General features: G+C 62.5%; 19 protein-coding genes. 6 read left to right on the top strand and 13 right to left on the bottom strand.

From position 1 onward, the window contains the following. Positions 1 to 7: 7 nt before the first annotated feature. The gene (locus ACZ5G6_RS20275; protein ID WP_498687661.1) at positions 8 to 826 is read right to left on the bottom strand and encodes a septum formation family protein; all 819 of its coding nucleotides are present in this window, start codon (positions 824 to 826) and stop codon (positions 8 to 10) included. 243 nt (positions 827 to 1,069) lie between these two features. Between ACZ5G6_RS20275 and ACZ5G6_RS20270 the strand changes: the two genes are divergently transcribed. The 5 genes from ACZ5G6_RS20270 to ACZ5G6_RS20250 all read left to right on the top strand — a co-directional run bounded on the left by ACZ5G6_RS20270 (position 1,070) and on the right by ACZ5G6_RS20250 (position 6,258). After that, complete coding sequence (locus ACZ5G6_RS20270; protein ID WP_024818182.1) at positions 1,070 to 1,294, top strand: DUF3073 domain-containing protein; 225 nt, start codon at positions 1,070 to 1,072, stop codon at positions 1,292 to 1,294. 288 nt (positions 1,295 to 1,582) lie between these two features. Further along, positions 1,583 to 3,235 (top strand): amidohydrolase, encoded by a 1,653-nt coding sequence (locus ACZ5G6_RS20265; protein WP_498687659.1) that lies wholly within the window; start codon positions 1,583 to 1,585, stop codon positions 3,233 to 3,235. Between the two features lie 76 nt (positions 3,236 to 3,311). Further along, the gene (locus ACZ5G6_RS20260) at positions 3,312 to 4,583 is read left to right on the top strand and encodes an MFS transporter (RefSeq protein ID WP_498687656.1); all 1,272 of its coding nucleotides are present in this window, start codon (positions 3,312 to 3,314) and stop codon (positions 4,581 to 4,583) included. Positions 4,584 to 4,708: 125 nt separating this feature from the next. Beyond that, positions 4,709 to 5,491, top strand: coding sequence for a VOC family protein (locus ACZ5G6_RS20255; RefSeq protein ID WP_223934593.1), 783 nt, complete (start codon positions 4,709 to 4,711; stop codon positions 5,489 to 5,491). After that, the gene (locus ACZ5G6_RS20250) at positions 5,488 to 6,258 is read left to right on the top strand and encodes a VOC family protein (protein WP_498687654.1); all 771 of its coding nucleotides are present in this window, start codon (positions 5,488 to 5,490) and stop codon (positions 6,256 to 6,258) included. The genes ACZ5G6_RS20255 and ACZ5G6_RS20250 overlap by 4 nt, the downstream gene beginning before the upstream one ends. 184 nt (positions 6,259 to 6,442) lie before the next feature. On the opposite strand, the gene purM is transcribed toward ACZ5G6_RS20250, so the two are convergent. The 6 genes from purM to ACZ5G6_RS20220 all read right to left on the bottom strand — a co-directional run bounded on the left by purM (position 6,443) and on the right by ACZ5G6_RS20220 (position 11,616). After that, positions 6,443 to 7,591 carry a phosphoribosylformylglycinamidine cyclo-ligase gene (purM, locus tag ACZ5G6_RS20245; RefSeq protein ID WP_223934591.1) on the bottom strand — a complete coding sequence of 383 codons (1,149 nt, stop codon included), beginning with the start codon at positions 7,589 to 7,591 and terminating at the stop codon, positions 6,443 to 6,445. After that, complete coding sequence (gene purF, locus ACZ5G6_RS20240) at positions 7,588 to 9,213, bottom strand: amidophosphoribosyltransferase (RefSeq protein ID WP_498687651.1); 1,626 nt, start codon at positions 9,211 to 9,213, stop codon at positions 7,588 to 7,590. The genes purM and purF overlap by 4 nt, the downstream gene beginning before the upstream one ends. A 134-nt stretch (positions 9,214 to 9,347) precedes the next feature. Further along, positions 9,348 to 9,692 carry a hypothetical protein gene (locus tag ACZ5G6_RS20235; RefSeq protein WP_223934589.1) on the bottom strand — a complete coding sequence of 115 codons (345 nt, stop codon included), beginning with the start codon at positions 9,690 to 9,692 and terminating at the stop codon, positions 9,348 to 9,350. A 90-nt stretch (positions 9,693 to 9,782) separates the two neighbouring features. Then, on the bottom strand, positions 9,783 to 10,124 hold the full coding sequence (gene uraH / locus ACZ5G6_RS20230; protein WP_498687649.1) for a hydroxyisourate hydrolase: 342 nt from the start codon (positions 10,122 to 10,124) through the stop codon (positions 9,783 to 9,785). Beyond that, on the bottom strand, positions 10,121 to 10,630 hold the full coding sequence (gene uraD, locus ACZ5G6_RS20225) for a 2-oxo-4-hydroxy-4-carboxy-5-ureidoimidazoline decarboxylase (protein ID WP_498687646.1): 510 nt from the start codon (positions 10,628 to 10,630) through the stop codon (positions 10,121 to 10,123). Before uraD ends, uraH begins: the two co-directional genes overlap by 4 nt. Before the next feature lie 155 nt (positions 10,631 to 10,785). Further along, the gene (locus ACZ5G6_RS20220) at positions 10,786 to 11,616 is read right to left on the bottom strand and encodes a phosphatase PAP2 family protein (RefSeq protein WP_223934586.1); all 831 of its coding nucleotides are present in this window, start codon (positions 11,614 to 11,616) and stop codon (positions 10,786 to 10,788) included. 155 nt (positions 11,617 to 11,771) lie between these two features. Between ACZ5G6_RS20220 and ACZ5G6_RS20215 the strand changes: the two genes are divergently transcribed. Next, the gene (locus tag ACZ5G6_RS20215) at positions 11,772 to 12,866 is read left to right on the top strand and encodes a pyridoxal-phosphate-dependent aminotransferase family protein (protein ID WP_223934585.1); all 1,095 of its coding nucleotides are present in this window, start codon (positions 11,772 to 11,774) and stop codon (positions 12,864 to 12,866) included. A 246-nt stretch (positions 12,867 to 13,112) separates the two neighbouring features. Here the strand turns inward: ACZ5G6_RS20215 and ACZ5G6_RS20210 are convergent, their stop codons facing one another. The 6 genes from ACZ5G6_RS20210 to ACZ5G6_RS20185 form a co-directional block, all read right to left on the bottom strand. Further along, entirely contained in the window at positions 13,113 to 13,532 is a 420-nt protein-coding gene (locus tag ACZ5G6_RS20210; RefSeq protein WP_498687643.1) for an ATP-binding protein, read from the bottom strand. Then, positions 13,525 to 13,857 (bottom strand): STAS domain-containing protein, encoded by a 333-nt coding sequence (locus ACZ5G6_RS20205; RefSeq protein WP_224089065.1) that lies wholly within the window; start codon positions 13,855 to 13,857, stop codon positions 13,525 to 13,527. Before ACZ5G6_RS20205 ends, ACZ5G6_RS20210 begins: the two co-directional genes overlap by 8 nt. Further along, a complete protein-coding gene (locus tag ACZ5G6_RS20200) occupies positions 13,847 to 15,835 on the bottom strand; it encodes a glycosyltransferase family 2 protein (protein WP_498687641.1) in 1,989 nt (662 codons plus the stop codon). The genes ACZ5G6_RS20205 and ACZ5G6_RS20200 overlap by 11 nt, the downstream gene beginning before the upstream one ends. Positions 15,836 to 15,852: 17 nt before the next feature. Continuing rightward, entirely contained in the window at positions 15,853 to 17,007 is a 1,155-nt protein-coding gene (locus ACZ5G6_RS20195; protein WP_498687639.1) for a PP2C family protein-serine/threonine phosphatase, read from the bottom strand. 178 nt (positions 17,008 to 17,185) lie between these two features. After that, positions 17,186 to 17,656 (bottom strand): thioredoxin-dependent thiol peroxidase, encoded by a 471-nt coding sequence (gene bcp, locus ACZ5G6_RS20190; protein WP_498687637.1) that lies wholly within the window; start codon positions 17,654 to 17,656, stop codon positions 17,186 to 17,188. Positions 17,657 to 17,736: 80 nt separating this feature from the next. After that, on the bottom strand, positions 17,737 to 18,516 hold the full coding sequence (locus tag ACZ5G6_RS20185) for a winged helix-turn-helix domain-containing protein (RefSeq protein WP_498687634.1): 780 nt from the start codon (positions 18,514 to 18,516) through the stop codon (positions 17,737 to 17,739). Positions 18,517 to 18,524: the final 8 nt, after the last annotated feature.

Genomic DNA, 18,524 nt, shown 5'->3' with positions numbered 1-18,524 from the left:
TTGGGGGCTACTTATTGAGGAGGTCTTCCTTGATGGTGTTGCCCGAATCCACAACGATGAAGCAATCAACGCGGCGGTCGCCCCGGTCCCAACTGGTGGTGCTCGGGTAGACGTTCTGCTGAAGCAGCACGTACTTATCGGCCGCCGCGTTATTCAGCTTTACCTGGCCGCAGACCTCACGGCCTTTGTCCTTCAAGGCGTTGGTGCCGGGGAAAGAATCCTCCGCCGGGTACACGTGGACGGCCCCGAGTTGGGCTGAATGCTCCGTGTCACACGCTACGGCCCTGGCCTTGGGGGCATTGGGATCGAAGTCGGCAAAGCAATCACCTACCTGGAAATCCTTGGCTTCGGTGTCCCGGGGGAGTGGGCCAAGGCTTGCTGTGGGACTCGGCGTAGTGACCACAGCTTGGGGCCGGGTACCCAGCAGGTTCAACAACACCCAGATGACGACGCCGATTAGCACGAGGACACCCACCACGATTCCGCCGATGACAAGCCGCTGGCGTCTCACCGGGTCCCCGTGCGGAGCCGGATGAGGCTCCTGGGGTGGATCCCCTGGCTGGCCGGAGTAGGCAGGCTGGGCGGGATCAGGCTGGTCGCTGGCGTTGGGTACGAAGTCCGGGTCAAGGTCCGGCGCAGGGTCCGGCTGAAGGCCAGAAGGCTCGGGCAGTGTTCCGGCAGGTTGCTTCGGCTGCTCTCCTGCGGCCTGCGGCGGCTCTCCCGGGGCCTGCGGCGGCGCGGGCGGTACTTTGGGCGCGGGTGGCACCCCGGCCTCGCCTTGATCGCGGGGTGAACCTTCGCGTGGTGGGGTGTTGTCCTCGCTCATATCCCGGTGTCTGCCTTCCTGCTCTGGAGCCGCATTGAGGCAGACTCTACCCAATTTTTAGGTGTATTGGAGGTGCTTGGGACCGCTTTCGGCTGTGGGTGTCCCTGACGTAGGTCTGTGTTGGCACGCAGGCACCCCCGAAAGCATGTAATCTAGACATACGACAAATTGACCAAACATTCCGGGGCCTCACCGATAGCCAAGGTGACCACCTCCGGTCCAAGTACAAAAGGGGGTCACGCCATGGGGCGCGGCCGTCAAAAGGCAAAAGCTACCAAGCAGGCTCGGGACATCAAGTACTACTCCCCGAACACTGACTATTCGGCACTTGAGCGTGAGCTCACGGGCCCATCCAGTCGTGTAAAGAGCCACTTCCCCGAAGATCCTCCGGAGCCGGACTACTCGGCTTATGAGGACAAGTACGCGGAAGACGATGACGACGAGGTAGACACCCGCCGTATCGGATAGCTGTCGCAAACTATCGGTGCTTCCGGCACTGAGTTGCGTACCGCCGTCGTACATTAAGGTCGTCGCGCATCTTCGGATGTCGAATATCTCTGAAAAAGGCCCGTAGGGCACGCCATTCATTGGCGTACCCTGCGGGCCTTTTTTGCGTCTGGAAATCTGGTATACCAAAATCGTCAAAACCATTGCGCAAGTCCCGTCCCGGGTCTACAGTCTCAACCAAGGTATCGACTCTTTGTGACGGTCATAAAGAATTCGAAACAACCAGGCTGCGGCCGGTAGGAGGCATAAGTGGAACGGACGCCACAAATGGAGGGCAGGCTGCCCGATGTCATCTTTCATAATGGAAACGTACTGGCAGACCCATCGAGCCCCAACGGGCTGGTGTCGGCTATTGCGATAGCTGGCCAATGGATACTGTATGCAGGCAATGACGCAGAGGCACTGGGCCTCGCCGGACCTGAAACGAAGAAAGTGGACCTACGCGGCCGGTTCGTCTGTCCGGGTTTCCACGACTCCCACAACCACATGTTGTCCACAGGTATGGGAATGCTGCTGCCTTCCCTGGCCCGCGCCAGTACTGTCGCGGAGCTCATGGACGTTGTTCAAGGGCAAGCAGAAGCCGCTGAAAACGGAGCGTGGGTAGTAACCGCAAGTGACTGGCACGAAAGCGGCTTGGCTGAGGGCAGGATGCCAACGCGGACCGAGCTTGATGCCGTGGCCCCCGACAATCCCGTGGTCCTCCGCAGGGGAGGACACAACATTGTGCTGAATTCCCTTGCCATGTCGCTGTTCGGCATAGGGGACGACAGTCATGCTCCTGAGGGCGCGAGCTACCTTCGTAACAACGGAAAACTTACCGGCCAGATCGTAGGGAGTGGATACGTTGCAGGCTTGCTGAGCCAGCTACCCAAACCCAGCATTGACCACTACCGTGCGGCGCTGGAGGAGGTCCAGAAACGGTATGCCGCGGCGGGCATCACTTCAGTCATCGACCCCGGACTGACCTTGGATGAAATGGCTGCCTACAGAGTTATCTACGGGGGCGGACCACAGAAGGTCCGGGTATCCATGATGTGGAAGTTGCCGACGCCAGCCGGTACAGCGGAGGAGGCAGTGGAACTTCTCGATTCCGGTGCGGTAGCAGCACAGCTCGACGACGTCTGGCTTCGTACCCTGGGCGTGAAAGTTTGCGTAGATGGCGGTGTGGAGACCGGCTTCTACCGGGAACCTTATGAACGGCAGGACGATCCCGACTTCCCGTGTGGCAAATCGTTCCAATCGGCGGCTGAGCTGGAAGCCATTTGTGTGGCAGCGAACCGTGCGAACCTTCCCGTAGGCGCGCACTGCGTTGGCGATGCTGGCATTGATATTGCCCTTGACGCCTTTGAGGCAGCTCATGCGTGGAACCCCATCTCCGATGCTCGATGGACCCTCATTCACATGCTGTACCCCAACGAAGAACACTGGGACAGGTTGAATGCCATGGGTGTAGGGGTGGCAGCGCAGGAACCGCTCCACTTTGCCTTGGGGGGTGGATTCGTCGAGTATTTGGGTCGGGAAAGAGCGGCAAATATCGCGCCCTTGTCGCAGTATCTTTCCCGCGTGGAGGTGCCCGTGGGTGGAGGTTCGGATAGCCCGGTGGCACCTTTCCAGCCTCTTCGCGGCATGTCGAGTTCCGTCACCCGGCGTAGCCGCTCAGCAGGGGTGCTGGGCCTCGAATGGGCCGTCAGCGCAGCAGAGGCCTTGGCCATGTACACCAATGGCAGTGCTTGGTGCGCAGCCGATGAGCATCGAACGGGAACGATCCGTGCGGGAATGCTCGCGGACCTCGTTGTGCTCTCGGAAGACCCGCGCGCTGTGAAACCCGAGGAAATCCCAGACATTGAGGTGGAGCTGACCATGGCGGCCGGCGTTATCACCCACGGTTCACTGGCTTACTAGTCCACAACCAACTCGTCCCCCCGCTGCCAGACATCCGTAAGGCGGCCGATCTTCCGCGCCCTCGAAAGGAATCATCATGCTTGAATCCAGTACCCCCGCTGGAAAGCCCGTTCCGCCAGTGGCCACAGCCATAGGTCTGTCACGCTGGCTAGTCATTATCCTCGCTTTCCTGGCCGTGCTGCTCGACGGTTTCGACACAGCGTCCTTGGGCCTGGCGGTGCCTAGCTTGGCCAAGAACTGGTCCCTGTCGCCCGCAGCCTTCGCTGCCCCACTGATTGCCACAAACGCAGGAGTGGTGGCGGGCTATATGGTCTCTGGGCGCCTATCCGTTCGGTTTGGGCTCCGTCGGATGCTGCTGGCGGGTGTGGTGGCCTTTGCCCTGGGCTCCGCCCTGACTGCAATGTCTTCAGGGATCCCCTTTATGACGATTGCCCGCTTCTTGACCGGAATCGGATTGGGGGCGGTCCTGCCGTCGGCTATTTCCCTCGCAACGGCAGGCAGGGACGGCGGTCAGCGCGAACGGATTGCCGTTTTCGTGACCATGGGCCTGTCTGCGGGATCTTTGGCGGCTGGTTTGAGCGGAGGAAAGTTGATCAGCGACCTGGGCTGGCAGTCCATCTTCTGGCTCGGGGCGGTTCTTCCTATCATCCTGCTGCCTGTCATGTGGTTCGGAATCAGCGAGGCGGATGCGCCCAGGCCGTCGCGGAAGGCGGGCCAAGAGACTGTCCAAAGCCTCTTCCGGCGTGGTTTGGCGTTGCCCACTGTGCTTCTCTGGCTCTTTGCGTTCTTGATCTTTGCCACGTTCTACGCGTTCTCGTCGTGGCTTCCAACCCTGCTCACTAACTTCGGCCTGGATCTGACCATGGCTCCCCTCGGGGCAGCAGCACTTGGTATTGGCGGAATCCTGGGGGCCCTCTTACTGATGATCTTTTCGGTGCGATTCAAGACCAGTTGGATGCTGGTCGTCGCTGCTTGTGTAGCCATTTGCTTCTTGCTCACGATTGCCTTGGGGCACCCCGAACAATGGCAACTCTTACTGCTGTTCGCGGGCGTGGGCATGGGGCTGGCCAGCAGCATGGTGGGACAGGCTGCGGTGGCGGTGTCCGTCTATCCGGCCACGTCGCGCACCTCCGGGGTCGCATGGGCGGCTGCGCTGGGCCGTTTGGGCTCGATCGCCGGACCCGCGTTGGGCGGTGTCCTACTGTCGTCAGGGCAATCACCGCAGAACATCGTCCTTGCGGTCTGCGTCCCAGTTCTGCTGGCCGTGGTGGTTATGGTGGCGCTGTCCCGGCGCCTTTCGCGCCAGACCACGGAAGACGCCGTCGAACCTGCTCGGCTGCCGGGGTAATCAGGCGCACGGCTAGCGCTGGCAGTGGAAGCGCCATAGCGTTGTCCCCAAGACTCCAACGCGGGGTCACTTAAGGCCCCATCATGGGCCATACTTGACCCCGCGTTGCTAGGAAAGGGAACGTCATGCCGGTGGTCGAGAGTTACAAGCAGGGGACACCATGTTGGGTGGACCTGTCCTCCACCGCCATCGAAGTCTCCAAGAAGTTTTACAGCGAGCTTTTTGGCTGGGAGTTGGATCCCATGGACGCCGGTAATGGCATGACCTACTACATGGCTATGCTTCACGGACGGAAAGTAGCCGGCATGATGCAGCAACTGCCGGATGCGCCGGAGGGAATGCCTTCCTATTGGGCCAACTACATTGCCGTGGACTCCGCCGACGAGGCTGCAGAACGGGCTGTGGCCGCCGGCGGATCCATCCTCTTCGCCCCTGACGACGTGCCGAACGGCAGCGGGCGGATGTTCTTCGCAATAGACCCCACAGGGGCACAAATCGGCTTCTGGGAAGCCGGCACCCATCCCGGATCCGGCTTGGTCAATGAGCCAGGGACCATGATTTGGAATGAATTGCAGACCGACGACGTCCCTAAAGCTATGAAGTTCTATGAGGCCGTGACGGGCTGCACCAGTGAAACCACACCCGCAGGTGATCTTCAGGAGTACACCAGCCTGCTGGTGGACGGGAAGAGGATTGCCGGTGCCCTTAAGCTGCCCATTGAAGGACTTTCGCCGTTCTGGATGACGTACTTCAGCGTCGAAGACGTGGATGCGGGGGTTGAGCATGCCGTCCAGTTGGGAAGCCATGTGATCGCACCGGCTTTCGATGTTCCCGGCGTCGGGCGAATGGCCGTACTCATGGACCCCGCAGGCGCCGCATTCAGCATCATGACAGGACTCGCCGCATGACTTCCCGGACTCATTATTCAAGTGGTGAACCCTGCTGGGCTGACCTGCAGACGCAGGACGTTTCGGCAGCCAAGGACTTCTACGGAAAGCTGTTCGACTGGACGTTCACGGACCTGCCCACACCTGACGGCCGCAGCTACACGCAGGCGTTTGTTGGCAAGGACCTGGTTGCGGTCATCGCTCCGCAGAACCCCATGCAGGAGGCGGCGGGCAAGCACGGCCAATGGAACATTTACCTCGCGGCCACGGATGCTGAGGAGATAGCAGACGACGCCGTCCAAGCCGGCGGGAAGCTCACGTTTGGCCCCGAGCAGGTTGCCGATACCGGCGTCCTGGCTTTCATCGAGGCGCCGGGCGGCGGGACCACGGGGATCTGGCAAGCGGGTACCCACATTGGAAGCCATCTGTTCAATCAGGCTGGCGCCTTGGCATGGGCTGAGCTGCTGACTCCTGAACCGCAGGCGGCCATCGCGTTTTTCCAGCAGCTCTTCGGGCATGAAGTCACTGAATATCCCCAGGACGACGGCGGCAGCTACAGCACGCTGATGGTCAACGGCGACGAGGTGGCCGGGATTGTCCCTGCCGAAGAAGGCGAAGAGGCGGCTTGGCAGGTCTACTTCGGTGTGGCCGACGTTCGAAAAGCGGCTGAAGCTGCGGTTGCCGCCGGCGGAGCCGTACTTGTGGAACCGGAAGAAAAGCCCGAAGCAGGATCTTTGGCGACCATCCAGGATCCGCAGGGCGGGGTTCTCAGTTTGATCCAGATCTGACCGTACGGGCGTGGCGTCCTGACCCTCTTTGAGCCGGAACATGCCAGGACTCGCCGGGGATTGCGGCGTGTCGGCAGGCTCGGAGGATCAAAAAGGGTCGGGGCCATACAAGCAGCAAAAACGCAAAAGCGGGCGGGCAGTTGAGGTCAACTGCCCGCCCGCGTTCTACTCAGGCAACAACCGCCTAGGCGTAGGCGTTCACCAAACGTACGGCACCGCCGTCGACGCCCTTGGCACCCTGGACGTAGTCCGGGCCGGTCTTGTCGATCGAGTCAGAATCCGCAGTAACGGTGCCCATGATCCAGGACGGCAATCCGCGCTCGTTGAGGCGTGCCACGGCGGCGTCAGCGGCCTCCGGGGACACGATTGCCACCATGCCGACGCCGAGGTTCAGCGTGCGCTCGAGATCGGCCAGGGGCACGTTGCCAAGCTCGGAAACCAGCTTGAAGATAGCGGGAAGTTCCCACGTGTTGCGGTCAACCGTGGCAACCAGGCCCTGCGGAAGGACACGCGCGAGGTTGGCTGCCAGGCCGCCACCGGTGACGTGGCTGAAGCCATGGACGGCTGCGCCGGCTGAGACCGGGAACGTACGGGCAAGGTCCAGGCAGTCGGCTGCGTAGACGCGCGTCGGTTCCAGCAGCTCTTCGCCAAGTGTGCGGCCCAGTTCGGAAACCTGGCGGTCCAGAGCCCAGCCGGCGTGGTTGATGACGCGGCGGACCAAGGAGTAGCCGTTGGAGTGCAGGCCTGAGGAAGCCATGCCGATCACGACGTCTCCGGCGCGGACGCGGTCCGGGCCGAGCAGGGCGTCGGCTTCGACAACACCGGTAGCGGCACCCGCGACGTCGTACTCGTGCTCACCCAGCAGGCCCGGGTGCTCAGCGGTTTCGCCGCCAACCAGGGCGGTACCGGCAACCGAGCAAGCAGCTGCGATACCGCGGACGATGTCCGCAATACGCTCCGGGACAACCTTGCCGCAAGCGATGTAGTCCGTCATGTAGAGGGGCTCAGCGCCAACAACCACGATGTCGTCCACAACCATGCCGACGAGGTCGAAACCGATGGTGTCGTGGATGTCCATGGCCTGCGCAATGGCAACCTTGGTCCCCACGCCGTCGGTGGAAGTAGCCAGCAACGGCTTCTTGTAGGTGAGCAGCTTCGAGACGTCGTACAGGCCAGCGAAACCGCCGACGCCGCCAATCACCGAGGTGTTGTGGGTTGCCTTCACGGCGTCCTTCATGAGCTCGACTGCGCGGTCTCCCGCTTCGACGTCGACACCCGCGGAGGCGTAGGTGATACCGGCGTTATTCTCAGCGGCTGGGGATGCGGAGGTCATACGGACTCTTTCTTGTCGGCGTCGGTCAAACGATCAGCGTCGGTCAGCAGGTTCTCGAATTCGGCGTCGGGCCCGGGATCGCAGCCCGTGGCGCCCGGCTTGTCGGCTGGATCCTCGGTGTCATCGGGGGACTCAGCAGCAGGGGGCAAACCGCCAAGGTCCGTGCGCTCCAGCAGGTTCTTGCCCAGCTTGTCAGCGCCCGGGAGTTCAATCGGGTACTTGCCGGTGAAGCAAGCCGTGCAGAGGCGTTCGCGCGGCTGCTGGGTGGCGCCGATCATGCCGTCCTCGGAGATGTAGGCCAGCGAGTCAGCGCCAATGGCCTGGGAAATCTCTTCGATGGTGGCGCCGTTGGCGATCAGTTCCGCACGGGATGCGAAGTCGATGCCGTAGAAGCAGGGCCACTGGACCGGGGGAGAGGAGATCTTGACGTGCACCGCGGCGGCACCGGCTTCGCGGAGCATCCGCACGATGGCGCGCTGCGTGTTGCCGCGGACGATCGAGTCATCCACCACAACAACGCGCTTGCCCCGGATCACGGATTCAAGGGCGTTGAGCTTGAGGCGGATGCCGAGCTGGCGCAGGGTTTGCGACGGCTGGATGAACGTGCGGCCAACGTAGGCGTTCTTGACGAAGCCGTGCGCGAAAGGGATGCCGGACTGCTCGGCGTAACCGACTGCCGCCGGGGTACCGGATTCGGGAACCGGAATCACGATGTCGGCCTCATGCGTGTTTTCGCGGGCCAATTGGCGGCCCATCTCAACACGGGCTTCGTATACGGAGCGGCCTGCAATGGCGGCGTCCGGACGGGCGAGGTAGACGTACTCGAAGACACAGCCGGCGGGTGTAGCCTCGGCGAAGCGCTGTGAGCGGACCCCGTCCTCATCGATGGCAATGAACTCGCCGGGCTCGATTTCGCGGATGAAGCTTGCACCAACGGTGGCAAGGCCGGCCTGCTCGGAAGCGACAACCCAACCGCGGTCCAGCCTGCCCAGACACAGCGGGCGGATGCCGTAGGTGTCGCGGGCAGCGTAGAGGGTCCCTTCATCCATGAAGACGAAGCAGAAGCCACCCTTGATCTTGGGCAGCAGCTCCAATGCGGTCTGCTCCAGCGTCTTGCCCTCTTCACCCTCCAGGAGGGCGGTCACGAGGGCTGTGTCAGAGGTGTTGCCCTGCTTCATTTCACCGGTCAGCTGGCCATCGTTGCGCTCAAGGATCATCTCCCGGAGCTCAGCAGTGTTGGTCAGGTTGCCATTGTGGGCCAAGGCAACCGTGCCTGTTGCGGTCGCGCCCAAGGTGGGCTGAGCATTGGCCCAGTGGCTGGCACCGGTGGTGGAGTACCGGCAGTGGCCAACGGCCAGGTGCCCGGTAAGGGTATTCAGGGTTGTCTCATCGAAGACCTGGGACACGAGGCCCATGTCCTTGTAGACATTGATGCGCTTGCCGTCACTGGTAGCAATACCAGCCGATTCTTGTCCGCGGTGCTGCAGCGCATACAGCCCGTAATAGGTGAGTTTTGCTACTTCTTCACCGGGAGCCCAGACCCCAAAGACGCCACAAGCGTCCTGAGGGCCTTTTTCGCCGGGGAGAAGATCATGAGAAAGTTTTCCGTCGCCACGTGCCACTGGTCGATTGTCTCATGTTGTGGCCGTGGTAAGTTCCCGCTCCGGCTTTGTGACCCCGTGAACAGGCTCGATTCCGCCAAAATGCGGCGTGTCTCACAGCGGCACCCCCGAAAGAGGCGAGTTGGGGTGCCTACTTAGCGGCCGCCGTCGTTCTCTGGACCTTCATCCGGAACTGAATCCGGAACGGCCTCCACAACTGCCCGCTTGGTCCGCTTGACGCTGATGCGGTCCAGTACCAGGGCCAGGATCGAGAACAGGATCACGCCTCCTGAAACGCAGGCCACCAGGAAGAAGCCGAAGACTGTGCTGGCATCGAAGGCGGGGTCGGCTGGACGACCGTAGGCGATGAAGGCGGCGACGATTGCACCCACAATGGCGCCGAGAATCATGAACGGAACGAACTTAGGTGCCCGGCGAACCGTAATCTCGCGGCGGGCAGTGCCATTTCCAGGGTGGGCGTTGGTGTCCTCAGAAGCCATGCCTTCCAGCCTACCGTTCCTCGCCCAAGTGACAGATAATGCCAATGTTCGGCAGGAACATTGGCATTATCTGGCAACTCGGCGGGCGGGTCAGCTGCCGCGGTAGGTCGAAAACGCGAACGGGCTCAACAGCAGCGGCACGTGATAGTGCTCGCCGGCGTCCGAAACTGTGAAGTTCAGGTCCACTTCCGGGAAGAACGTTTCCGTGCCGAGGCCCTCGTAGTAGGCGCCGGTGGCGAAGTTCAGGCGGTAGGCGCCGCCGGGAATCCGTTCCGGACCGAGGTCCTTGATGCGGCCGTCGGCATCAGTCTCGCCCTCTGCGATCAGGGTCCAGCTGTCACCTTCGCGGACGTAAAGTACGACGGCGACCCCCGCCGCCGGGCGCCCGGAGCCGGTATCCAGGATGTGCGTCGTTACCTGTGAAACACTCATGCATTTTCTCCTTCGCTGATCACGCCTGAGAGACGCAGCAAGGCGATCTCCCGCAGCTGGCCAGCCACAATTTCGTCTTCTTCTTCGGGGGTGTGCGTGAGGCGCTCCTGGAGGGAACCGAGGATCTCCTGGGCGCTGCGTCCTGCGGCGCGAATGAGGAAGACCCTGCCGAATTTCTCCTCGTAGGCGCGGTTTCCCTCCGCGAGGGCGGCGGCCGTGCCGTCGTCGCTGGGATCCACGCCGGACTGTTCCGAACGCGACATGGCCGCCTCGGTGGTTTGGGCCTTGGGCCGTTCGCCGATCCGGGGGTGGTGGGCGAGCGCGGACTCCACCTCTTCGGGCGTGAACGGATGGGCGGCCTGGCGGGCCTGCCCCAGCAGTTCGTCGACGCTGGTGAAGGGGCGCGCATCGGCGATCTCCTCAACCCAGCGGCTGATATCCAGGCAGGGAGTCAGGGTCCTGATGGCCTCGTCCCGGTCAACATTGTTGAATACTGCAAGCTCCATGCTTGTGTCATCCTCGTGCAAATGCTGGCATCCATGGTGTGGGCTATGCGGAACTCCTGCTTTCCAGCTGGAGGAAGCTTGCTTCTAATGCTTCCGCATCATGGAACTGTTATTTCAGCATACGTAAATAGTTAAGCCGAGCCCGTGGGCTGGTGTCAAGAGAGTACCGCGCCCGAGCGCCGCGTTCTCACAGTGAGGTAGAGGCGGTGCGCCGTAATAACCAAGGCAAGCCACGCAATGCCGAGAGCCCACGCGGCCAGGACGTCGGTGAGCCAGTGGTGTCCAAGGTAGACCCGGCTCAAGCCCATGGTTGCAGCGAACGCTGAGGCCGCCAATACCGTGATGATCCTGGCTCTGGCCGTTTTGAGGCGAAGAATGATCAAGTAGGCCACGATTCCGGCGATCACGATCGAATTCAGGGAGTGGCCACTGGGGAATGACGGCGAGTGCTCGTAGGGCGGAACGGCGTCCGCGAGGTCCGGACGAGTGCGGCCGAAGAGGGGCTTGCCTGCAACGGTCATCAGGAGCGAACCAAGTCCTGCTGTCAGCATCAGGATGACAGGAGTCCACGAGCGGCGCTTTGTGGCCAGTGCGATCATGATCCCCACCGCGATGATGGGCATGCCAACCGTGCCGCCAATATCGGTGTAGGCAGTAACGGCGAGGTCCAGTGCCGGTGATCGAACGGCCTTGGCGGCATCAAGGACGGGGTGGTCCAACCCCGCAACCCCGTCGGCTTCGGTGACCGACTCGTACACCTCGCCAAAAGCGACGGCGAGGGAGACGGCTACCACAAGCCCCACCGCCAAGGTGATGATCAATGCTGCATAAGGGCCCAGAAGCCTGGTGATCCGCTGTGCAGCCCCTGCCAAGACACGGCCTACCGGGGATTTCCACCGGGTAAGGTCCTGCCCTGCGACGAACCGGTCCTGGGTTACCTCGCCGTGGACGCCCTGCTCCGGCTGCTCTTTTCCTTCAGTCGTCACCCTTGTCCCCTTACCGTGGCGGCTGTCCCCTCGCCGTGGCGGCCTCCGTATTGGTGAGTAACCTTAGCAGTTTGGGTTTATGCGCAGGTGAGTGGACTCGCCCCGGCCACCGCGCTGGGGCAGAATGACGAGGACCAGCTGAAGGAGTTTCGCACATGCCAGACATACTGACGTCCAGGTTCCTGTTCGGCCCCGGCCCGAGCAATTGCTACCCCGAAGCCATGGCCGCGATGGCATATCCAGTGCTCGGCCATTTGGATCCGGTCTTCATTCAACGCCTGGACCGGACGTGCCAGGGGCTACGGACGGTCTGGGGTACTGCGAACGCGCGCACGCTCCCCCTGAGTGCCACAGGTTCGGGCGGCATGGAGGCCGCTTTCGTGAACACCGTGTCCGACGGCGACGTGGCAGTGATCGCTGTCAACGGACTATTTGGGGCGCGCATGTGCGAGGTGGCGCGGCGTTGCGGGGCCACTGTGGTTCGGGTGGATCACGAATGGGGCAAGCCCGTTGACGCAGAGCGTGTGCTGGCTGCGCATCCCAACCCGAAAGTGATCGCGGCGGTCCATGCCGAGACTTCCGTTGGCGTTCTCTCTGACATCGCTGCGCTGGGCGCAGGCAAGGGCGACGCCCTGCTGATCACCGACGCCGTGACGTCCATCGGCGGACTGGAACTCCGGGCAGACGACTGGGGGATCGACGTCGGATATGCCGGAACGCAAAAGTGCCTGGGCGTTCCGCCGGGGCTTTCGCCGTTCACTGTCTCGGACCGGGCCTTTGAGCGGCGCATCAAGGATCCCCGCTCCTGGTACCTGGATATCGGCCTGCTCGGCGGCTACGTAGGCGCTGCCAGTGGCGCCCGCACTTACCACCACACCGCGCCGGTCACCATGATCGCCGGTCTCGAAGCGGCGCTCGACCGCATCCTCGCCGAGGGGCTCGACGTCGTCCAAGCCCGCCACCGCGCTGCCGGAGCTGCGCTGCAGAGTGGCCTGCAGGAGATGGGGCTTGAGCTGTTCGCCGCCGAAGGAGCCCGCCTGCCGAGCCTCACCACCGTGAAAGTGCCCGACGGCGTCAACTCGGCCGCGGTCCGCGCTTACCTCCTGGAGAACTTCAGTATGGAGATCGGTTCCGGCGTGGGAGAGTACGCGGATACGGTGTGGCGCATCGGAATGATGGGCCCAAACGCGAACAGAGCCTCGGTGACTTTGGTATTGGGTGCGCTGAAAGAAGCCATCGACAAGGCGTAAGTGAGAGAACATCGCCGGGAAACCCGTTGGATGTGAGAGAACATCGGTGGTAGTTGGATGTTCTCTCACATCCTGACCGGTTTCAGCCGATGTTCTCTCACATCCTGACCGGTTTCAGCCGATGTTCTCTCACGTCCATGTGGGAGAGGATCGGCCTAGAGGGCGTTGGATGTGGGAGAGGATCGCCCTAGAGGGCGTTGGATGTGAGAGAGGATCGCCCTAGAGGGCGTTGGAAGTGAGCGAGGGTTAGGTTTCGCGGGTCAGGATCCACGTGTTGGTGCCGTCTTGGCGCTCGAAGGTCACGGTTGTCACCAAGGCCTCGATGAGCGCCAGACCTCGTCCGGATTCGGCGTCCTCGTCCGGCATGGCGGGCTGCATGTCCTCGGCGAAGGGCTCGCGGGCGTTGAACGCACTGACCCTCGCAACCAGTCGGGCGGGACGGACGCTGATGTCCACACCGATCTCCACGGGCTTCTCGGCCACGGGGAGGGCGTGCTGCACGATATTGGCGGCAGCCTCGATGACAGCGGTGGTGAAGGTCATGCGGTCCATGTCCGGGACAAAGGAGGCATCGTCCCACAAGGCATCAAGCTCGCCATGGATGGCTTCGATTGCTTCCTCGTTGGACGGCCCGTGGTAACCCCTGCGTGCGATGACCTCAGTCATTTCCGAACGCCTCCTCGGCTGAAGAGTACGCAGTCAGAACGCGGTCCATGTTGGTAAGTTCCAGGACCATTTTGACCTGGGGCTGCACGCCCGAGATCCGCAAATCGCCGCCAGCTTGACGGGCTGCTTTGAGGCAACCGATGAGGGCGCCGAGGCCGGAGGAATCCATGAAGTCGGTTTCTGCAAGGTTCACCACAACGCGGCTGGATCCACCTGCCACAACCTCGGCCACTAGTTCGCGCAGCTTCGGAGCGGCCACCATGTTCAACCGGCCGACGCTCTTCACCTCCGCGTAGGAGTCTTTGACCTCGTAGCTAAACTGCATCAGCATTCCTCTCTTCGGGGCGTCCAGGACCTTCCGGACCCGCCAATTCCTCAGGGACAAAACCCTTATACAAAACTGCTTTGACCAGGACGCTCAGGACCACAAGGTCGAAGGTTACCCACGCTACATTCACCAGGGTTCCGAGGGGCTCCGACAGGCCAGAAAGAAGCCGCGCCAACCCGACAACCATGGCAACGGCCAGCAACACGGCAACGATGATTTGTGGGCGAATCAGGCTCCAACTGGGGCCGCCACTCTGCCTGGCCTTCGGGGTGACGGCGAACCCAAGGGGACGTCCGAACCAGACGTTACGTGCCGCCGTCGTGCAGGCTTTGATCCAGGTGGGGAACAGCGCGAGGCTGTACTGCTGCCCGCGCCAGGTGGGGATCCCGTGCCCGGCGATGACAAATAGCAGCTGGTTTACCACCATGAACGGGATGAAACGGGCGAAGAAGTCGAAGCTCAGGCTGCTGACAGGGAGGACGCCGAGCGTTAGGTAGATGATGGGCGCCGCAAAGTACACCACGGCCGCGAAGCCGCTCAGGTAGCTCCACATGGTGGAGAAGTACATGAGCCGCTGGCCCCACGTGAGGCGGCGTTGGACCAGCGGGTTCTCGCGCAGAAGGACCTGCATGGTGCCTTGGGCCCAGCGAAGGCGTTGGGTCAGCATGGTCTTGAGGTCCTCGGGAGCCAGACCGTTGGCGAGGATTTCGTGGTGGTACACGCTCTTCCAGCCAAGGGCGTGCAGGCGCATCGCGGTAGCCATGTCTTCGGTGACGGAGATGGTGGCCAAAGGCATGATCGGCTGGGCTTCGTCGGTGCGTTCCACGGAAATGGCGTCCAGGACGGCGTGAACGGATTCGAGCGCGCCCAGCGGCGACCAGTCGCGTCCGGACATCCGGTCGACGGCGTCACTCGCCACTGTTGTGACGCCAGACTCGCCGACGTGGGCCAGTTCCATGGCGGCGATTTCTTCGAGGTCGGCTTGCAGGGCTGAGAAGTCGGCGGCCACGAGCGTGCGCACGGCGTCGTCCACTTTGCGGCGTACGCGGTACGTGATCTCGCTCAGCGAGGCCCCGGCTTCGAGCTCCTGCTGCGCGCTTTCCGTGGCCGCTTCCACCTCGTTGAGCATTTGCTCCACCAACGGGTTCTCCGCCTCCGCCGAACGCCGGGACTTCTTGATTGCGGAACGGGATGCAGCCAAGGCACGGCGCACACTCTTTTCCGTGGCCTTGACGTAGCCCACCAATCCAAGCTGCATGAGGGCTTCCCTGCGCAGGATGGCGTTGGAGCCGCAGAAGAACGCCGCGTTCCATCCGTCCTTGCCCTGCTGGATGGGGCCATAGAAGAGGGGAGCCTGGCTGCCCAGCGGATCGTCGGCGGGAACATTGATGAAGTACTGGGGCGTCTGGACCAACGCCACGCGGTCATCATTGAAGTAGCCCAGCGTCTTGTCCAGGATGTCCGGCTCGGGGATCTGGTCGGCGTCGAGAATCAACAGGTATTCGCCCGACGTCACCATCAGCGCGTTGTTCAGGTTGCCTGCCTTGGCATGCCGCGGCATGTCCGGTGTCCAGTCGGCGCCGCGCGTCACGTAGCCGATCCCGTTCGACTCGGCGAGCTCGCGCATCTCAGGGCGGTCGCCGTCGTCCAGAATCCAGGTACTGTGCGGCCAACGGATGTCCTTGGCGGCGAGGGCGGTGGTCATCACCAAATCCAACGGCTCGTTGTACGTGGTGATGAAAACGTCCACCGTGGCGGTATCCGGCGCCGCGGGCGGTGGCTTGCGAATCTTCAGGTTCCACACGGTCAGGCCGAAAAGCATGACGTCAATGAGGCTGTAGGTCTCGGCAATCACCAGTGGAACAGCGATCCACCACGCGTCCCAGTTCAGCGAAGCCAGCCAGCGCCAGCCCACGTAATTCACGCCCAGAATGACCGTTAGGACAACACAAAGCCGAGTCCAGAATCGCGTCACGTTCCCCCCTTTTGTGGCTAGTTCCGGTTTGTCTGAGCAACTTCCAGCCCAACATCCCGGCCAACCTCACGCCGTCGGTGAACCACGACGGCGGTCACGTCATCTTCCGCTGTGTCCGCCGGTGCCAGCTCAAGCAGGGCAGCGCAGACGTGGTCCGAGGTGCCCCCGCTCCGTGCTGCCTTCTCAACGTTCCTCACGAACTCTTCCAGGGAACCGTGTGCGTCGAGCACGCCGTCGCTGACGATCACCAACGAATCGCCCGGCTCCAGCTGCAGTTCCGCGGCCGGCCATTGCTGTTCGTCCAGGATCCCGACAGGTGGCCCGGCGGATACCAATCTCCGTGCCGCCCCCTCGGCCGGGACATGGAGGCCAAGTCCATGACCGGCGTCGATATAGCTGAGCTTGCCCGAAGCACTGTCCAGGCGAGCATGGAACATCGTCACGAAGGACCCGGACTGGTCCAGATCGGTGGTGAGGGTGGCGGCTGCGGACTCGAAAGCGTCAGCAATTGCCGGGGTATCCGCCACTGACCGCATCACGGCGCGGACGGTGGCCGCTATCAAGGCGGCGCCCATGCCCTTGCCCATGGCGTCGGCGAACGTCAGATGCATGCCGTCGCTGGTCTGGTACCAGTCGTAGAAGTCCCCACCTACGCTGCGCGATGGGCGGAAGGCGCCAGCGACGTCGTAATCGTTCAGCCGGACTGTTTCCTGTGGAAGGAGGCTTTTCTGCACAACCGTGGCGCGGGCGAGTTCGTCCGTCTGGCGCGTGTCCTCGGCGGGTGCCGCGGGCGTCCGTGCCCTGCGGAACAGTGCCCGGATGCGGGCCTGCAGTTCCTTGGGGCTGAACGGCTTGTTGATGTAATCGTCCGCGCCCGTGTCCAAACCGGTAAGCCGGTCAATCTCGTCGGCGCGGGCCGTGAGCATCATGATGTAGGCATCGGAGAATTCCCGGAGGCGCCGGCAAACTTCCATGCCATCGATGTCCGGGAGGTTTATGTCCAGCGTCACCAGTTCGGCGTTGGTGTTACGGACAGCCTCGACGCCGGAAAGACCGTCGGGCGCTTCTGTCACCACAAAATCGAGCTGCTCAAGAACCAGAACGAGGAGGCCACGGATGTCGGCGTCATCTTCGACGACTACGGCATGGCGAGGGGACGCGGTTGAGACCATGGCTCCATTAACTACTGCCGCGGGGCTTTTGTCACGTTTAGTAAAGAGACGTGTAACGCCCGCTCACAATAGTGGGCGGGCGTTACAAAAATTGTGCAGTTATGTGCGAGAGGGATTCCCTTAAAGCGGCAGGATGTGAGAGAAGGATTGCCTCAAAGCCGCAGGATGTGAGAGAGCGTTAGACGCCCAGAAGTTCTTCCTTGAGCGCCTGGACATGGCCCTGGGCGCTGACTTGGTACTGGGTGAGCTTGACGGTGCCTTCGCCGTCGAGGACGACAGTGGACCGGACCAGGCCTTCGACGATTTCGCCGTCAACCAGCTTCTCGCCCCAGGCGCCGTAGGCGAGGGCAACGGAGTGGTCCTCGTCGGAAAGCAGCGGGAAGGTCAGCGCAAATTCACCAGTGAACTTGGCGAGGGCCTCAGGGGCGTCCGGGGAGATCCCGATGACGTCGTAGCCGTTGCCCTGCAGGCTTGCGAGGTTGTCGCGGAAATCGCAGGCCTCGGTGGTGCAGCCCGGAGTGGCTGCCTTGGGGTAGAAGTAAACAATGACGTTGCGTCCGCGGTAGTCGGACAGCGAGACCTTGGTGCCGTCGGCGTCGAGCAGCGCGAAGTCAGGTGCTTGCGTTCCGACGAGGAGTTTCTGGGTCATGGCGATCCTTTGCGTTTCACCGGCTTGCAGCCGGCATTGGTCATTCTAAAAACGGATTGTCTAAGGACAGAACAGCGAAGTCAGATGCTGTATTCCGCAGGTCCGCGCACTGTGGCATAAGGGCCTGGCACGAACTGGTAGCCACCACCACGGACGGTGGCGACAGTGTGGCGGGCGCTTCCGAGCTTCCGCCGCACCCTTCCAACATAAACGTCAATCGAGCGAAATGCCGCGCCGGGGAGGTCAAATGACTCCAGGAAGCGTTGCAATTCTTCACGACTAATGGCCCTGGAGCAGTTCACCACAAGGTAGCGCAACAGCTTGTATTCCATGCCAGTAAAGGCAACCGGGGCGCCGTCGAGCAGCACTACTTCAGCCGCGAGGTCGATTGCAAGTCGACTACGGCGCCCGGCCAACATGACGGGCTCGACGGCGGTGCTGCCGCCTCCGCTCCGACCCCGGCTAACGGACACATCACCCTCGCGTGCGGAGGTGATTCGTCCGTTTGAGGGGGAATTTCCGTCAGCCAGAGCGTCGGCGAGGGAGAGGGAAGAGTGGGTACCGGCGTCGGCGGCTTCCTGCGGAGTGCCGCCCCAGGAAGTATCGCCGACGCCGGAGTGTTCTGCCCCGATGGCGGGCCAGATGCGGACTTCCGCCTCCGGGGCAAGTTTCATGGCCCGGGCCAGCACCATGCGTGCTGCCCGTTCCCAGACTGCTGGATCAATCTCGTCGCCCTCGGCCGGGTTGACCCAGAGGGCGAGGCCCCGCGCGCTTACTCCCGGTCGCCGGCCCGGGACGCCCCGGGCTGGAACGCCCCTGGCCGGACGTGCGGGCGGTGGCCCGTAGGCATTGACTGCCATGGCGGTGG

This window comes from Arthrobacter sp. TmtSoilC51 (genome assembly GCF_055388015.1).
This window is presented reverse-complemented; position numbering and strand designations above follow the sequence as displayed.